This is a genomic window from Sphaerisporangium fuscum, assembly GCF_018531465.1.
Lineage (GTDB): Bacteria > Actinomycetota > Actinomycetes > Streptosporangiales > Streptosporangiaceae > Sphaerisporangium > Sphaerisporangium fuscum.
Map to the genome: position 1 here is coordinate 14,320 of NZ_JAHDTF010000050.1, position 16,284 is coordinate 30,603.

Annotated in this window: 11 protein-coding genes; 5 read left to right on the top strand and 6 right to left on the bottom strand. The window is 73.6% G+C overall.

What is annotated here, in order from left to right; translation table 11 throughout:
- Positions 1-37: 37 nt before the first annotated feature.
- The 3 genes from KIK05_RS43225 to KIK05_RS43235 all read left to right on the top strand — a co-directional run bounded on the left by KIK05_RS43225 (position 38) and on the right by KIK05_RS43235 (position 6,334).
- Entirely contained in the window at positions 38-2,863 is a 2,826-nt protein-coding gene (locus KIK05_RS43225; protein ID WP_214416729.1) for a serine/threonine-protein kinase, read from the top strand.
- A 65-nt stretch (positions 2,864-2,928) separates the two neighbouring features.
- Positions 2,929-4,761, top strand: a complete 1,833-nt coding sequence (locus KIK05_RS43230; RefSeq protein ID WP_250564420.1) for a serine/threonine-protein kinase — start codon at positions 2,929-2,931, stop codon at positions 4,759-4,761.
- Positions 4,762-4,804: 43 nt separating this feature from the next.
- Positions 4,805-6,334 carry a serine/threonine-protein kinase gene (locus KIK05_RS43235; RefSeq protein ID WP_284681606.1) on the top strand — a complete coding sequence of 510 codons (1,530 nt, stop codon included), beginning with the start codon at positions 4,805-4,807 and terminating at the stop codon, positions 6,332-6,334.
- 18 nt (positions 6,335-6,352) lie between these two features.
- Here the strand turns inward: KIK05_RS43235 and KIK05_RS43240 are convergent, their stop codons facing one another.
- From KIK05_RS43240 to KIK05_RS43255, 4 genes are all read right to left on the bottom strand, one after another.
- Positions 6,353-7,282: an RluA family pseudouridine synthase gene (locus KIK05_RS43240; RefSeq protein ID WP_214416732.1), complete on the bottom strand. Its 930-nt coding sequence runs from the start codon at positions 7,280-7,282 to the stop codon at positions 6,353-6,355.
- Entirely contained in the window at positions 7,275-7,907 is a 633-nt protein-coding gene (gene lspA / locus KIK05_RS43245) for a signal peptidase II (protein ID WP_308250382.1), read from the bottom strand. The genes KIK05_RS43240 and lspA overlap by 8 nt, the downstream gene beginning before the upstream one ends.
- Positions 7,880-8,290, bottom strand: a complete 411-nt coding sequence (locus KIK05_RS43250; RefSeq protein WP_214416733.1) for a TraR/DksA family transcriptional regulator — start codon at positions 8,288-8,290, stop codon at positions 7,880-7,882. Before KIK05_RS43250 ends, lspA begins: the two co-directional genes overlap by 28 nt.
- A gap of 87 nt (positions 8,291-8,377) precedes the next feature.
- Positions 8,378-8,728: a DUF167 domain-containing protein gene (locus tag KIK05_RS43255; protein ID WP_308250383.1), complete on the bottom strand. Its 351-nt coding sequence runs from the start codon at positions 8,726-8,728 to the stop codon at positions 8,378-8,380.
- A 256-nt stretch (positions 8,729-8,984) separates the two neighbouring features.
- Here KIK05_RS43255 and ileS point away from each other — a divergent pair, with 256 nt between their 5' ends.
- Entirely contained in the window at positions 8,985-12,143 is a 3,159-nt protein-coding gene (gene ileS, locus KIK05_RS43260) for an isoleucine--tRNA ligase (RefSeq protein ID WP_214416734.1), read from the top strand.
- A 54-nt stretch (positions 12,144-12,197) separates the two neighbouring features.
- On the opposite strand, the gene KIK05_RS43265 is transcribed toward ileS, so the two are convergent.
- Together KIK05_RS43265 and KIK05_RS43270 are read right to left on the bottom strand one after the other, a co-directional pair.
- Complete coding sequence (locus KIK05_RS43265) at positions 12,198-13,418, bottom strand: beta-ketoacyl-[acyl-carrier-protein] synthase family protein (RefSeq protein WP_214416735.1); 1,221 nt, start codon at positions 13,416-13,418, stop codon at positions 12,198-12,200.
- A 136-nt stretch (positions 13,419-13,554) separates the two neighbouring features.
- Positions 13,555-15,288 (bottom strand): alpha/beta fold hydrolase, encoded by a 1,734-nt coding sequence (locus KIK05_RS43270; RefSeq protein WP_214416736.1) that lies wholly within the window; start codon positions 15,286-15,288, stop codon positions 13,555-13,557.
- A gap of 160 nt (positions 15,289-15,448) precedes the next feature.
- Between KIK05_RS43270 and KIK05_RS43275 the strand changes: the two genes are divergently transcribed.
- Positions 15,449-16,249 carry an SAM-dependent methyltransferase gene (locus tag KIK05_RS43275; protein ID WP_214416737.1) on the top strand — a complete coding sequence of 267 codons (801 nt, stop codon included), beginning with the start codon at positions 15,449-15,451 and terminating at the stop codon, positions 16,247-16,249.
- The last annotated feature ends 35 nt before the right edge of the window (positions 16,250-16,284 follow it).

Genomic DNA, 16,284 nt, shown 5'->3' on the forward strand with positions numbered 1-16,284 from the left:
GACGATTCATTCGCCTGAAAGGGGGTAGCGGCGGGTGATGTCGGAAGCACGGCCCGGCGGGCGGCAGCAGGGACGCCGCGTGGCCGACCGCTACCAGCTCCTGGAGCCCATCGGCCGGGGCGGCATGGGCATCGTCTGGCGCGCCCACGACGAACTGCTCGACCGCGCGGTGGCCGTCAAGGAGGTCCGCTACCCCGGCGATCCGCAGGACGACGAGGTCAGCGAGCTGAACCAGCGCACGCTGCGCGAGGCGCGGGCGGCCGGACGGCTCACCCACCCCAACGTCGTCGTCGTCCACGACGTGATCGAGGAGAACGGCCGCCCCTGGATCGTCATGCAGCTGGTCGAGTCACGCTCGCTCGGCCAGATCCTGCGCCAGGACGGGCCGCTGCCGGTCCGCATGGTCGCCGAGATCGGGCTGCAGGTCCTCGACGCGCTGCGGTCCGCGCACGCCGCCGGCGTCCTGCACCGCGACGTCAAGCCCGAGAACGTCCTGCTCACCGACGACGGGCGCGTCGTGCTCACCGACTTCGGCATCGCCCGCATGGAGACCGACGCGACGATGACCCGCACCGGTCTCGTCGGCACCCCCGCCTTCATCGCGCCCGAGCGGCTGCGCGGGTACCCCGCCCAGCGCGAGTCCGACCTGTGGTCGCTCGGCGCCACCCTGTACGCCGCCGTCGAGGGCCGCCCGCCCCACGACAAGGGCATGGCCATGGCGACCATGCACGCGGTGCTGAACGAGGAGCCGGAGCCCGCCAAGCGGGCCGGGCGGCTCGGCGCCGTCCTCACCGGGCTGCTGGAGAAGGACCCCGAGCGGCGGCTGTCGGCCGACCAGGCCGAGCGCATGCTGCGCAGCATCGCCGAGGAACGGTCGGCGGTCCCCACCTCCAAGCAGCACACCATGCCGGCCACGCCGCTCCCGATGCCCGAGACCAGCCCGCCGCGCAAGCAGCCCCGCCAGCCCAGGCAGGCCCCGGAGGGCGCGCCCTCGAGGGCCGATGAGGCCGCCGCGGCACCGGCCGCGCCCGCCCCGCCGGAGACCGGCACCGGCGCCCGCGAGGAGGCGCTGCAGCGCATGCAGTCGCTGCGGCAGGCGCCCCCGGCCAAGGGGGCCGGCTCCAAGGCCTCGGGCACTCGGGGCACCGGCGCCTCCCCAGGGACCGGCTCCCCGGCGTCCGCGGCGAAGGGGGCGGCCGGCGAGCCCTCGTCCCCCCGGCCGGGCGCGACCAAGCGCATGTCCTCCTCGGAGGTGGCGGAGGAGACGCCGGCTCCGGACGAGAGCGCCTCGCCGGCCGGCAAGGGCGCGACGGCCGGCCGCTCCCCCTCCCGCAAGGGGGCCGCGACCGCGAAGGCAGCCGCCGGGAGTGCGGGCTCCGAACGGCCCGAGGAGACCCCCGCGGGCGACACCGCCGGGAAGCCGTCCGGGGACGAGGAGGCCCTCGTCCAGGAAGCGGAGGAGTCGCCCAGCCCGGCCGGCGCCGCGAAGACGGCGAAGCCCGCGAAGGGCTCGAAGGCCGGCGCCACCGGCGCCGGCACGGCCTCCCGGCCCGTGACCGGGTCGAAGGCGGCCTCCGGCACCGAGGGCAAGGGCTCCGGCGCGGCGCCCGCCTCCGCCGAGACCGAGACCGAGACGGACGAGCCCGGCGCGGAGCGGGAGGCGTCCGGCGCCGCCCCGGAGGCCTCCGGGGCGGCCATGCCCGAGGAGACCCGTCTCGTCAGGCCGGACGCCAAGAGTGACCGGACCGGCGACGAGGAGCCGGAGGAGGCCCGGGAGCCGAAGGAGCCCGCGGCCCGGCCCAAGGCCAGGAAGCCCATCCGGCTCGTCCAGCCGGTCAAGCCCGCCCCGCTGCCCGTCAAGGACGACGAGGACGACCGCTGGTACCGTCCGAGCCGGTTCTCCCGCCCGGAGAAGGACGACGCCGAGACGCGCAAGAGCCCCTACGGGGAGCCCACCCGGGCGTCCTACGCCGAGCCGTATTCCGGCTCGTCCCGGCGGCCCCCCTACGGCGGATCGTACGACGGCTCCTCCCCGGTGACCCGCCTCGAGACGGCGGCGGGTGGTGCTTCGCACGAACCGCCGGTGGTGCCGATCTCGCCCGGCGGGCCGGTGTACGCCGGCCCGGACGAGCGGCAGGGCCTGCCGATCCTGCGGATCATCCTGATCACCATTCCGGTGATCCTGATCGTGGGTGCCGTCGCCCTGTGGCTCGGGGCCAACCAGGCCTCCGACGAGGATCCCAAGCCCGGTCAGTCGTCGTCCAAGAACGCCAGGTCCACTTCGGCGCAGGCCCAGCCGCCGGCGACCACCTCGGCCCCGGCGTCCGCGCCGTCCTCGTCCCAGCCGTCGGCCTCCGCCTCGCCGAGCCCCACGCCGACGGCCACCCCCACCCCCACGCCGAGCGAGTCCAAGAGCGACGGGGTCCCCGACGGCTGGAAGAAGTACAAGGACAAGAGCGGCTTCTCCATCGCCCTGCCGAAGGGGTGGAAGCCGGCCGAACGCCGGGGGTCGCAGGTCTACTTCCGCAGCGACGACGGGCACACCTACCTGATGGTCGACCAGACCAGCACGCCGGGGACCGACGCGAAGAAGACCTGGGACCGCGACGTGCCGAGCATGACCGGCGGGTTCCCCGGTTACAGGCTGATCGCCATCCGGGAGGTCAAGGGCTTCTGGAAGACCGCGGCCGACTGGGAGTTCACCTTCGGTTCGGGGAGGGGCAAGTCCCACGCGATCGACCGGGGCTTCGTCACCGACAAGAAGCACGGCTACGCCCTGTTCTTCAAGGCGCAGGACGCGCACTGGGACGAGAAGAGGCGCCTGTTCGAGACCTTCGCCGCCACCTTCCAGCCCGCCGACTAGCAGTAGGGTCCCGGCCGTGCCGCGGCTGTGGGACGATGCGGGAGCGGAAAGGAGGGGCGGGCGAGTTGACCGCGGGGACGGAGCGCCGGGTCGCCGGCAGATACCAGCTGCTGGAGCCGATCGGCCGGGGCGGCATGGGCGTGGTCTGGCGTGCCCACGACCAGCTCCTCGACCGTCCGGTCGCGGTCAAGGAGGTCCTCTACCACGCCCTGAGCGAGGAGGACCGCGCGGCGTTCAACCGCCGCACCATCCGGGAGGCGCGGGCCGCCGGGCGGCTCGACCATCCGTCGGTGGTCGTCGTCCACGACGTGATCGAGGAGGACGGCCGGCCCTGGATCGTCATGCAGCTGGTGCGGTCCCGGTCCCTCGGCGAGGTCCTGCGCGCCAACGGGCCCCTCGCCCCCCGCACGGTCGCCGAGATCGGCGGCCAGGTCCTCGACGCGCTGCGCTCCGCGCACGCCTCGGGGGTGCTGCACCGCGACGTCAAGCCCGAGAACGTCCTGCTCACCGACGCCGGGCGGGTGGTGCTGACCGACTTCGGCATCGCCACCATGCCCGAGGAGACCGCGCTCACCACGACGGGCGGCCTGACGGGCACGCCGGCGTTCATCCCGCCGGAGCGGCTGCAAGGGCTGCCCGCGGTGCCCGAGTCCGACCTGTGGTCGCTGGGCGCCACACTGTACGCCGCGGTCGAGGGCCGGCCGCCGTTCGACCGGGGCGCGCCGGTGCCGACCATGGCGGCGGTGCTCAGCGACGAGCCCGATCCCGCGCGACGGGCCGGGCCGCTGGGGCCGGTGATCGCGGGGTTGCTGCGCAAGGACCCCGCCGAGCGCATGTCCGCGGCCGACGCCGCCGAGGCGCTGCGCCGCGTCGCCGCCGGCGGCAAGGGCTCACGCCGGGGTGAGCCGTCCCGCGGGCGGCGCGGCCGTTCCCAAGGGGCCGCCCACTCCGCCGCGGGCCAGGCACCCGCCGCCGCCTCCGCAGGGCAGGCGCCCTGGGGCCCCACGGGCGAGCCCGGCCAGGCTGCCTGGAGCCCCGCGGGGGAGCCAGGGCAGGCGGCCTGGGCAGCTGCCGGTCAGGCGCCGGGGAGCGGCACGGGCGACGGCTCCTGGGCCACCGCCCGTCAGGCGCAGGGGAACGGCGCGGGCGAGGGAGGCGAGGCCTCCTGGGCCACCGCCTCCGGGCCGGGCCAGGCCCACTGGCCGACGGTCGAGCGTGCGAACGGCCGGCCCGAGGCGCGCCGCCGCCGCAGGACGTCCGCCGTCGCCCTGTTCGCGGGCGTGCCGCTGCTGCTGGCGGCGGCCGGCGTGGGCGGCTGGTACGGCTACCAGCGACTCGCCGCGAGCGATCCGCCGCCTCCCCCCTCCTCCGGCGGCCCGACCCCGACCGCCGCCTGGCCGGCGTCGTCCTCCCCCTCCCCCACGCCCCGCACGACCCCGTCCGAGGCCGCCGTCCCCGCCGGCTGGCACACGCACGTCGACCCTCTCGGGTTCAGCATCGCCCTGCCGGACGACTGGGCCGAGTTCGGTCGCGAGAAGACCCGGGTGCGGTTCCGGCTGCCCGGCGCGGCGAGCTTCCTGCTGATCGACCTGACCCCTTGGCCCGACAAGGATCCGTATCAGGCCAAGACCATCATGGAGAAGCAGGCGCAGGCCGAGAAAAGGCTTCCCGGCTACCGGCCCGGCAAGTTCTTCCTGGGCAAATCGCCGTGGGGCGGGCAGACGCTCGAATGGCAGTTCACCTGGCGGATGAGCACAGGCCTCGCCCACGTGGCCGACCGTTATCTGACCACGGGCGACGGGCGCCAGTTCGCCGTCTACTGGCACACCACCGATGCCCGCTGGAAAGCCGATTATTCCTATTACTTGCACTTCACCAAGACATTCCGGCCTTCCTAACGGCTGATGCATGGGACGGTAATTCTGGGGTAGCCCGACCCACATGCCGGAATCCTCCCAGGTCAAAGACCGAGTCGTAGCGGGCAGGTACCACCTGCTCGAGCCGATCGGCCGAGGTGGGATGGGCACTGTTTGGCGTGCTCATGACGAGGTCCTCGGCCGTGAGGTCGCCGTGAAGGAACTCATCGCGCCCCCGGAGCTGACCGGAGCCGAGCGCGAGATGTTCACTTTAAGGACGTTCCGGGAGGCTCGCGCCGCCGGGAGGGTGAGCCACCCCAACGTGGCCACGGTGTACGACGTCTTCGAGGAGAGCGGGCACCCGTGGATCGTGCTGCAGCTCGTCCCCTCCGAGACCCTGGGCGCGGTGGTCCGCGACAGCGGCCCGCTTCCCGCGGCGCGCGTGGCCGAGATCGGCCTCCAGGTGCTCGGCGCCCTGCGCGCCGCCCACCAGGCCGGGGTGCTCCACAGGGACGTCAAGCCCGACAACGTGCTGCTGGCGAGGGGCACCGGCCGTGCCGTGCTGACCGACTTCGGCATCGCGACCCTGGAGGACGACTCCCCCGTCACCCGTACCGGCACGCTCATCGGCACCCCGGCGTTCATCGCCCCGGAACGGGCCGAGGGCGGCCAGGCGACGCGGGCGTCCGACCTGTGGTCGCTCGGCGTGACCCTGTACGTCGCCGTGGAGGGCCGCTCGCCGTTCCAGCGCGGCAACCCGCTCGCCACGCTCGGCGCGGTCATGCACGACCCGCCGGAGCCGTTGCGGCTCGCGGGGCCGCTGGCGCCCGTGCTCATGGGCCTGCTGCGCAAGGACCCGAAGGAGCGGCTGACCGCCTCTCAGGCCGAGCACTACCTGCGCATGGTGGCGGCGGGCATCCAGCCCGAGGCGACCGCGCCCGCCATCCCCGTCCCCCAGATCCCGGTGCAGACCCGCCGGACGATCGGCGGAGCCGCCGCCGTCCTGGAGCCTGGACCGGCGGTGGCCACCGCCCCCGCCGCGGCCGTGCCCGCACGGCAGGGGGCGCCCGGACGGGGCATGGCGGTGACGGGGGTCACCTCACTGATCCTCGCCGTCGGGCTGGTCGCCGGCGGGCTGGCCTGGGTCATGGCGCGGTCCGCCCCGCCCACCATCACCCCGGCGAACTCCCCGACCGTCCGGGTGACCGTCTCCGTCACTCCCTCGGAGGAGCCTTCGGCCGAGACCGTGAACCGGCGGTCGTCCGAGCCGACCTCCTCCGAGAGGGGCCAGAACGCCCCCTCCTGGACGCCGAGGTCCTCCTCGTCGCCGTCCTCCTCCCCCGAGCCCACCAGGACCCGGGACGACAAGACGCCGACCCCGGACAAGACCCGCAGCGAGAACGGCCAGGGGGACGGCAAACCCACCCCGAAGCCCACCAGGACCAAGCAGAAGGACCAGAACGACCAGGACGGCGCCGGCGGCAGCATCCCCCCGGTCGACGACCCGCCCGGCGACGCCGGCGACCAGCGGGACGACGGCAGGCAGCAGGGCGACCAGCTCGACGCCGGCGACATCCCCGCCATCGTCCAGGACGGCTCCGTCTCCGGCACCTGACCCCGGGGACGGAGCAGGTCAGGATTCGGCGCGGACGATCTTCAGGGCCTGGGCGAGTTCCTCGGGGTAGTCGCTGGTGAACTGGACCCATTCGCCGGTGGCAGGGTGCTCGAAGGCGAGTGAGACGGCGTGCAGCCACTGGCGGGTGACGCCCAGGCGGGCCGCCAGCTTGGGGTCGGCGCCGTAGGTCAGATCTCCGACGCAGGGGTGCCGGGTGGCGGCCATGTGCACGCGGATCTGGTGCGTGCGGCCGGTCTCCAGCTTGATGTCGAGCAGCGACGCCGCCCGGAAGGCCTCGATGGTGTCGTAGTGGGTGATCGACGGCTTGCCGCCCGCGACGACGGCGAACCGGCCGTCCCCCGCCGGGTGGCGGTCGATCGGGGCGTCGACGGTGCCGCGCAGCGGGTCGGGGTGCCCCTGGACGAGGGCGTGGTAGCGCTTGTCGACCGTGCGCTCCTTGAAGGCCCGCTTGAGCCGGGAGTACGCCACCTCGCTCTTGGCGACCACCATGGCGCCGGTGGTGTTGGCGTCGAGGCGGTGGACGATGCCCTGACGCTCGGCCGCGCCGCTGGTGGCGACCTTGTGCCCGGCGCCGAGAAGGCCGCCGAGCACGGTGGGGCCGGTCCAGCCGACGGTGGGGTGGGCCGCGACGCCGATGGGCTTGTCGATCACGACGATGTCGTCGTCCTCGTAGAGCACCCGCATCCCGGGGACGGGCTCGGCCACCGGCATGGGAAGGCTGGGCGGCGGGGGGATCACGACGTCGAGCCAGGCGCCGGCGTGCACGCGGTCGGACTTGGCGGCGGTGGCCCCGTCGACCTGGACGTCGCCGGCGGCGATGAGCTCGGCCGCGCGTGTGCGTGAGAAGCCGAACAGCCGTGCCAGGGCGGCGTCGAGACGCTCGCCCTCGAGTCCGTCGGGGACGGGAAGACTGCGCTGTTCACCCATGCCGCTCACCCTCTCCCTCGGTGCCGGACGAGGACGCTTCCGCAGGCGCGGCGGCCTCCCGCTCCCCGTCGCCCGCCCGGGTGCCGTCGATCTGGTAGCCGCGCCAGGCGAGGAAGACGGCGAGGACGCCCCCGCAGACGATGCCGGAGTCGGCGAGGTTGAAGATCGGGAAGTGGGTGGCCGGGAACGCCTCGATCCAGTCGACCACGTGCCCCCGCAACGGCGCGGGGTAGCGGAACAGCCGGTCGGTGAGGTTGCCGAGCGCGCCGCCGAGCAGCAGCCCCAGGGTGATCGCCCACGGGGCGCTGCGCAGCTTGCGGGCCGTGCGGAGGATCGCCACGACGACGCCGGCCGCGATGACCGTGAAGACGACCGTCATGCCCGTGCCCATGCTGAAGGCCGCCCCGGAGTTGCGGATCACCTGCAGCCGCAGGACCTCGGGGATGACGGTGACCGGCTCCCCGCCCTCCAGCAGCTTCACCACGAGGGTCTTGCTCACCAGGTCGAGCACGTACACGAGCACGGCCACCACGGCGAGGATCCCGAGCCGCCTGGCGCGCGCGGCGGCGCGCCCCCCGGCGGCGTCGGGCGGCGGCGTCAGCGGCGCTCCTCCCGCTGCTTGCACGACACGCACAGGGTCGCCCTCGGGAACGCCTGCAGCCGCTCCTTGCCGATCGGCTTGTGGCACGATTCGCACACTCCGTATGTTCCTGCGTCGATGCGGGCGATCGCCCGCTCGTTCTGCGCTATCAGGTCTCGCGCATTCAGGGTAAGGGCGATCTCGCGTTCCCGCTCATAGGTCTTGGCCCCGGCGTCGGCCTGGTCGTCTCCCGCGCTGTCGCTGATGTCACCGGAGGCGATCTGGGACTCGGCTCTCGCGACCTCGGCGTTGAGCTCCTCGATCTCGCCCAACAGGCGGCTTCGGACCTCGGACAGTTCTTCGGAGGTCCACTGGGCGTCGCCGTTCGTCTCCGTGGCGGTCTTGGCCGCCCGCGTCACACCGGCCATGGAAGGCCTCCTCGCCATTCGGACCATATGAGCAGTGCGGGAAGCATAGGCCCGCCATATCCGAAGAACAAACGACGCGCCGCCCCTTTACGCCATCCGTAACGCCGCAGCCCTTTGGGTCAATTCCTCGTCGTTACCGGTGATCTCCACGGCTTTATCCCTGCTTGTCGCACCACTTACCAGCCGCACATCCGCCCGCCGCACACCGAAGGCGTCCGCGACCGCTCTCAGCGCCGCCTCTGTGGCCCTGCCGTCGACCGCGCGGGCGTTCACCTTCACCACCACGGCGCCCTCGCCGTACACGCCCCCGACGCCCTCGCGGGCCGCCCCGGGCCGTACTCTGATCGCGAGCCTCATGAACGTGTCGGTCCTCTCTCCGCCGTCGGCTATCGTTTTAGTTTGCAAGGCGTTGATGGGGAGGAGTACCTCCGAGCCCACTCGCAGGAGCGACCCGGGGACGGTGCGAGCCCGGGGCGAGAGCCGGAGGGAAGATCACCCCGGAGCCGCCGGAAGAACGGCCGTGACACGCCCCAGGGCGTGCGCGCGGCCCAGTAGACCCGGCAGCAAGGACAAGAGTGGGCCTTGATTCGGTCAATCTTCCGAATCCCGGCCAAGGAGGGTGGTACCGCGGGGCCCGCAGGCCTCGTCCCTCCACGCCATCGACGAACCGCTCGCGTGGAGGTCTGCCCCTACGATGTCCTCACCGTACTTCCGCCCGCTCCCCGCGCAGGTCGATCTGCCCGCCTTCGAGGCGGAGGTGCTCGGCCGCTGGCGCGACGGCAAGGTCTTCGAGCGCTCGCTGGAGCAGAACGCCGGCGGCCCGTCGTGGGTGTTCTACGAGGGCCCGCCCACCGCCAACGGCATGCCGGGCGTCCACCACGTCGAGGCCCGCGTCTTCAAGGACGTCTTCCCCCGCTACAAGTCGATGCGCGGCTACCACGTGCCCCGCAAGGCCGGCTGGGACTGCCACGGCCTGCCCGTCGAGGTGGCGGTCGAGAAGGAGCTCGGCCTGTCCGGCAAGCCGCAGATCGAGGCGTACGGCATCGCCGAGTTCAACGCCCGCTGCCGCGAGTCGGTGCTGCGTCACGTCGACGCCTTCGAGGAGATGACCGAGCGGATGGGCTACTGGGTCGACATGTCCCAGGCCTACCGCACGATGGACCCCTCCTACGTCGAGGCGGTCTGGTGGTCGCTGAAGGTCATCTGGGACAAGGACCTGCTGTTCCGCGACTTCCGCATCACGCCCTATTGCCCGCGCTGCGGCACCGGCCTGTCCGACCACGAGCTCGGCCAGCCGGGCGGGTACGAGACGGTGTCCAGCCCGTCGGTGTACGTCCGCATGCCGGTCACCTCGGGCCGGTTCGAGGGCGCCGACCTGCTCATCTGGACCACCACGCCCTGGACCCTGGTGTCCAACACCGCCGTCGCCGTCCACCCCGAGGTGACCTACGTGGTGGCGGCCAAGGACGGCGAGCGGCCGGTCATCGTGGCCGAGCCGCTGGTCGAGGCCGCTCTCGGCGAGGGCTGGAGCGTCACCGAGCGCTTCCCGGGCACCGAGCTGGAGCACACGCCGTACTCCCGGCCGTTCGACCTGGTCGACATCCCCGGCGCCCACTACGTCGTGCTGGCCGGCTACGTCACCGTCGAGGACGGCACCGGCCTGGTGCACCAGGCCCCGGCGTTCGGCGCCGACGACATGGCGACCTGCAAGCGGTACGGCCTGCCGCTGGTCAACCCGATCGGCCCCGACGGCCGCTTCCTGCCCGAGGTGCCGAAGGTCGGCGGCGAGTTCTTCAAGGACGCCGACGAGGGCCTCACCGACGACCTGCGCGAACGCGGCCTGCTGTTCCGCGGCGGCCACTTCGAGCACAGCTACCCGCACTGCTGGCGCTGCCACACGCCGCTGCTCTACTACGCGCTCCCCTCGTGGTACATCCGCACCACCGCCATCAAGGACCGCCTCCTCGCCGAGAACGAGCGCACGAACTGGTTCCCCGGCACGATCAAGGAGGGCCGTTACGGCGAGTGGCTGCGCAACAACGTCGACTGGGCGCTGTCGCGGTCGCGCTACTGGGGCACGCCGCTGCCACTGTGGGTGTGCTCGGCCGACGAGGACCACGTGACCTGCGTCGGGTCGCTGAAGGAGCTGGGCGAGCACGCCGGGCGTGACCTCACCGGCCTCGACCCGCACCGGCCGTACGTCGACGACGTCGCCTTCCCCTGCCCCACCTGCGGCGCCGAGGCGCGCCGGGTGCCCGACGTGATCGACGTGTGGTACGACTCGGGCGCGATGCCGTTCGCGCAGTGGGGCGCCCCGCACGTCGACCAGGACGTCTTCGAGAAGGCCTACCCCGGCCAGTTCATCTGCGAGGCCATCGACCAGACCCGCGGCTGGTTCTACTCCATGATGACCGTCGGCACGCTGGTGTTCGACCGGTCGGCCTACGAGAACGTCCTGTGCCTGGGCCTGATCCTCGCCGAGGACGGCCGCAAGATGAGCAAGCACCTCGGCAACGTCCTGCAGCCGGTGCCGCTGATGGACCAGCATGGCGCCGACGCCCTGCGCTGGTACATGGCGACCTCCGGCTCGCCGTGGTCGCCGCGCCGGGTCGGGCACGCCGCCCTGGAGGAGATCGTCCGGAAGGTCCTGCTGACCTACTGGAACACCACTTCGTTCTTCACCCTGTACGCGGGCGCCGAGTCGTGGACGCCGTCCCGGCCGGCACAGGCCCCGGCGTACGCCGACCGGCCGCTGATCGACCGGTGGGCTCTCGCCGAGCTGCACCGCACCGTGGCCGAGGTCACCGACGCGCTCGAGGTGTTCGACACGGCGCGGGCCGGTCGCCGGATCACCGAGTACCTCGACGACCTGTCCAACTGGTACGTCCGCCGCTCGCGCCGCCGGTTCTGGTCGGGGGACGAGTCGGCGTTCGCGACGCTGTACGAGTCGCTGGAGACGGTGACGCGGCTGATGGCGCCGATCGTGCCGTTCCTCACCGACTACCTGTGGGACGTGCTGCGCGGCCCCGACGCGCCCTCGTCGGTGCACCTGGCCACCTGGCCGGAGGTGGACCACGAGCTGCTCGACCGGGGCCTTTCCGAGCAGATGGCCCTGGTACGGCGCCTGGTGGAGCTCGGCAGGTCGGCCCGCGCGGGCAGCGGCGTCAAGACCCGCCAGCCGCTCGGGCGGGCGCTCATCGGCGCGTCCCGGTGGGCCACCCTGCCCGGCGAGCTGCGCGAGCTGATCGCCGACGAGCTCAACGTCCAGACGCTGGAGGACCTTTCGGCGTTCTCGGCGGACCTGGTGTCGTTCACGGTCAAGCCCAACTTCCGCGCGCTCGGCAAGCGGTTCGGCAGCGGCACCAAGGACGTCGCTGCGGCGATCACGGCCGCCGACCCGGCGGAGCTGGCCGCCCGCATCCGGGCCGGTGAGGCGGCGACGGTCGTGGTCGGCGGCGAGGATGTCTCGCTGGCGGCCGAGGAGGTCATCGTCACCGAGCAGCCGCGCGCCGGCTGGGCGGTGGAGACCGGCGCGGTCGGCACGGGCACCGGCGAGACCGTGGCCCTCGACCTGACGATCACGCCGGAGCTGTCGCGGGCGGGCCTGATCCGCGACGTGATCCGCCTGGTGCAGGACGCCCGCAAGTCGAACGGTCTGGAGATCAGCGACCGCATCGACCTGTGGTGGACGGCCTCGGGCGACCTCGCCGAGGCGCTGCGCGCCGACGGCGGCAAGGTCGCCGAGGAGGTCCTGGCGGTGAGCATGACCGAGGGCGAGCCGGGCGCCGCCCTGCGGGCCCACCACGACGCCGACCTCGGCCTGACCTTCCACCTGTCCCGCACGTCCGGCTGAGCCGGCCGTACGGAGGGCGCCGCGGCACCGTCGCGGCGCCCTTTACGTTGTAGATCAGATCGTGAAGGCCAGGCAGGCGTTGTGGCCGCCGAAGCCGAAGGCGTTGGTGAGGGCCGCCGTCCACCGGCCGTGCCGGGGGGCGCCGGTCACGATGTCGAGTTTGATCTGCGGGTCCGGCGTGTCCAGGTTGCGGGTGGCGGGGATCGTCCCCTCGCGGAGGGCGAGGACCGTGGCGATCGCGCCCAGCGCCCCGGCCGCGCCGCACAGGTGCCCGGTCATCGACTTCACGGCGGTCACCGCCGGATGCGTCCCCACCGCCTCGGTGATCGATTGCGCCTCGGTCAGGTCGCCGACCTCGGTGGAGGTCGCGTGGGCGTTCACGTGCCCGACGTCGAGCGCGTCGAGCCCGGCCGACGCCAGGGCGAGCCGGATCGCCCGTACCTGGCCCGCGGGGTGGGCGGCGGTGATGTGGTGGGCGTCGGAGGTGGTCGCCGCGCCGGCCAGCGTCGCGTGGACGCGGGCGCCGCGCGCGGCGGCGAACCCCGGCCGTTCCAGGACGACCAGGGCGGCCCCCTCGCCGAGCACGAACCCGTCACGGGCGGCGTCGAACGGCCGGGAGGCCTCCTGCGGCGCGTCGTTGCGCGTGGACAGCGCCCTGGCCTGGCCGAAGGCCGCCAGGGTGAGAGGGTGGAGACAGGACTCGGCTCCGCCGGCCACGACCACGTCCGCGCGGCCGAGCCTGATCAGGTCCAGCCCCATGGCGATCGCCTCGGCCCCGGAGGCGCAGGCGCTGACCGGCGTGTGGGCGCCCGCCCGCGCGCCGAGTTCCATGCTGACCACCGCCGCCGGTCCGTTCGGCATCATCATGGGTACGGTGTAGGGCGAGACCCTCCGCGCCCCGGAGGTCTCCAGGAGATCGTCCTGGCCCAGGGTGGTGAGCACGCCGCCGACTCCCGTGCCGATCACCACCGCGAGGCGCTCGGGCTCGACCTCGGGGGCCCCGGCGTCCGCCCAGGCCTCCAGCGCGGCGACCAGGGCGGCCTGCTGGCAGCGGTCGAGCCGCCGGGCCCGCACCCTGCCCAGCGCCTCGGCGGGGTCGGCCGCCAGCCGTCCGGCGATCCGGGTGGGCAGGGCCGCCGCCCACTCCTCCTCCACCGGCACGATCCCCGAGCGTCCCTCCAGCATGGCGGCCCAGGTGGACCTCACGTCCGCGCCGAGCGGCGTGGTCGCGCCGAGCCCCGTGACCGACGCGCCGTCCTTCGTCGTCTGCTGCATCACATGCCCCCTTCCGTGTGGGGCCCGTCCGGCGCGGGACGCGGCCGGGATGCCCCCGTACAACGGTGCCAGGAGGCGCGGCCGCCGCCGGATGCACGTGATCGACGAAAATCCGCGGCGTGATTTGTCCGTCGTATCAGGTCAGGGCGTTCGGCACCCTCTCGACGGCGATCGGGGCGACGTGGCGCAGGCAGCCGGTGTCCGGGACGCGCCGCAGGCGGATGAACCCGGTCTCGATGGAGATCGCGCAGGCCGACGCCCTGCCGTTCTTCTCCGGGACGTGCCCGGTGCTCGGCACCTCCACGACCCGGGCGTCGCGGTACTGATCGGCCGCGAGCAGCCCCTCCTCGGTCGGCGTGCTGGTGTCCAGCTCCCCCGACAGGACGAGCACTGGGACGTCCGGCAGCCGCCCCGCGCCGGGCGGGGACGGCGCGGGGCGGCCCGGCCAGGCGAGGCACAGATCGCCCAGGTCGACGATGCCGGCGATCCAGGCCCTCGGGCGGAACGGCCGGTAGTCGCGCGGGTCCAGGCGGGCCAGGCGCGCACCGTACGTCCGGGCGCGCCGGCGCACCGGGTCGTCCCTGTCCCACAGCGCCGGGTAGTCGTTGCAGACCATCGTCACGAACAGCGGCATGCTGGAGGGGCCCGCGGCGAGGGCCCCGCTGATCGGCCGCACCTGCTCGGCCAGCTCCACCAGCGGGCCGGTGTCCCCGGCCACCGCCGTGCGCAGCGCCAGCGGCAGCTTCCCGAACAGGTCGGCGTGGCCCGAGGCCAGCTTGTACACCGTGCTCGCCAGCGCCGTCTCGTCCAGGACGCGGTCGCCGTCCGCGTAGCGGACCGGCTCGCGCCGCAGCCGCGCCGCCACGGTGGCGAGGTCGGCCAGCACCTGGTCCCCGTCGCAGGCGCCGCCGGAGCGGCGGCACAGCAGGCGCACGGCCCGCCGCATGGCGCGCGCGGTGGGCCGGCCGAGCATGTCGAAGCGCAACGGGTACGCCGACGACAGGACCATCGTGCGTACGTGGCGGGGGTGGCGGCGCGCGTACACGGTCATGAGGTAGCTGCCGTACGACTGGCCGATCAGGGTCAGCTTCCCGATCCCGAGATGCGCGCGGACGTCGTCGATGTCGTCGGCGGCGGCCGCTGAGGTGTAGTAGCGGCGGACCTCGCCCAGTTCCCGCCCGCAGGCGGCGACGGCCCCCACCGCGGCGGCGCGGCTGCCGCGCAGGTCGTCCCAGCCCCCGGACGGGCACCGCAGCGGGTCCGACCTGCCGACCCCGCGGGGGTCGACGAGCAGCAGGTCGTGCGTGGCGAGCAGGTCGTGGTAGCGGGAGCCGTAGAAGTCGCGCTGGGCGATCACCCCGACGCCCGGCCCGCCCGGGTTCGGCGCGATCGTGCCCTCCGCGGGGCGGGACGGGTCGCGCCGGCGCACCAGCATGTAGGCGACCCTCGTCGAGCCGGCCGAGCGGGTGCGGTCGAGCGGGACGACGAGGGTGCCGCAGGTCGCGTCCGAGGGACACGCCTCGCCGGTCCTGACAGTGCGGGCTTGGACGGCCCGGGTTTGGACGGCCCCGGCCGTGACGGCCGCGGCTTCGGCCGGCCGGGCCTCGGTGAGCCCGGCTTGTGCGATCCCGGCATTGGCGGCCCCGGCTCTTGCGGTCCGGGCCCTGGCGGCCCCGGCTCTTGCGGTGCGGGCCTTGGGGGCCCATGCTCTTGCGGTCCGGGTCTTGACGGCCCCGGCTCTTACGGTCCGGGCCCTGGTGGCCCCGGCTTCCGCGGTCCGGTCCGCCCAGGCCGGGACGGCCGCGCACTGGACGGACGACAGCATCGCGGCGGCCGCCAGTCCGGCGGCGGCGGATCTCAGACTGTGCATGTGCCGATCTTCCGCCGACAGGGGGGCAATTCCGCCAACTCGGCACGTCAAGATCGGGAAAGATCTACAGTTATAGGACCCCTGCCAACCCCTGACGCCGGTCCGCAGGCCAACTCCATGCCTTCCCGCGTGCCCGGCGCTCGTGAACGGAGATCCCAGCGTGGCGGAGCGAGGCCCGGCGCCGGCCGGCATCGACACCACCAGGCCGAGCGTGGCCCGGATGTACGACTACTACCTCGGCGGCAAGGACAACTACGAGGTCGACCGCGCCGCCGTCCGCAGGGTCGCCGAGGCCATGCCGGAGATCGGGCAGCTCGCCCTGGAGAACCGCGCGTTCCTGCGCCGGGCCGTGCGCCACATGGCGCGGCAGGGCATCCGGCAGTTCATCGACATCGGCTCCGGCCTGCCCACGGTGGGCAACACGCACGAGATCGCCCAGCAGATCGTCCCGGACGCCCGCGTGGTGTACGTCGACAACGACCCCATCGTGCTCGCGCACGGCCGCGCCCTGCTCGCCACCGACGACAACACCACGGTCGTCTCCGCCGACATGCGCCGGCCCGCCGAGGTCCTGCGGCACCCGGAGACCATCAAGCTCATCGACTTCGGCAGGCCGGTCGGCGTCCTGCTGATCGCCATGATCCACTTCCTCACCCTGGACGAGCGGGACGCCGTCATGGGCGCCCTCCACGACGCCATGGCGCCCGGCAGCCTCATCACGGCCACCCACGTCACCCGGGACGGCCACGCCCTGTCCGCCGTCGAGGGCATCGAGGCCGTCTACGCCACCACCCCGACCCCGATCTACTTCCGCGAACACGCCGAGGTGGCCGGCTTCTTCGAGCGCTTCGAGCTGGTCGAGCCGGGGCTGGTCACCATCGACACCTGGCACCCCGACCCCACCGACCCCGCCCCGCCCGCCACCAAGTGGCTCTACGGCGCCGTCGCCCGCAAGGCGTAGCCGCCGGATCGCCGCAACAAGTGCCGGCGGGTGGA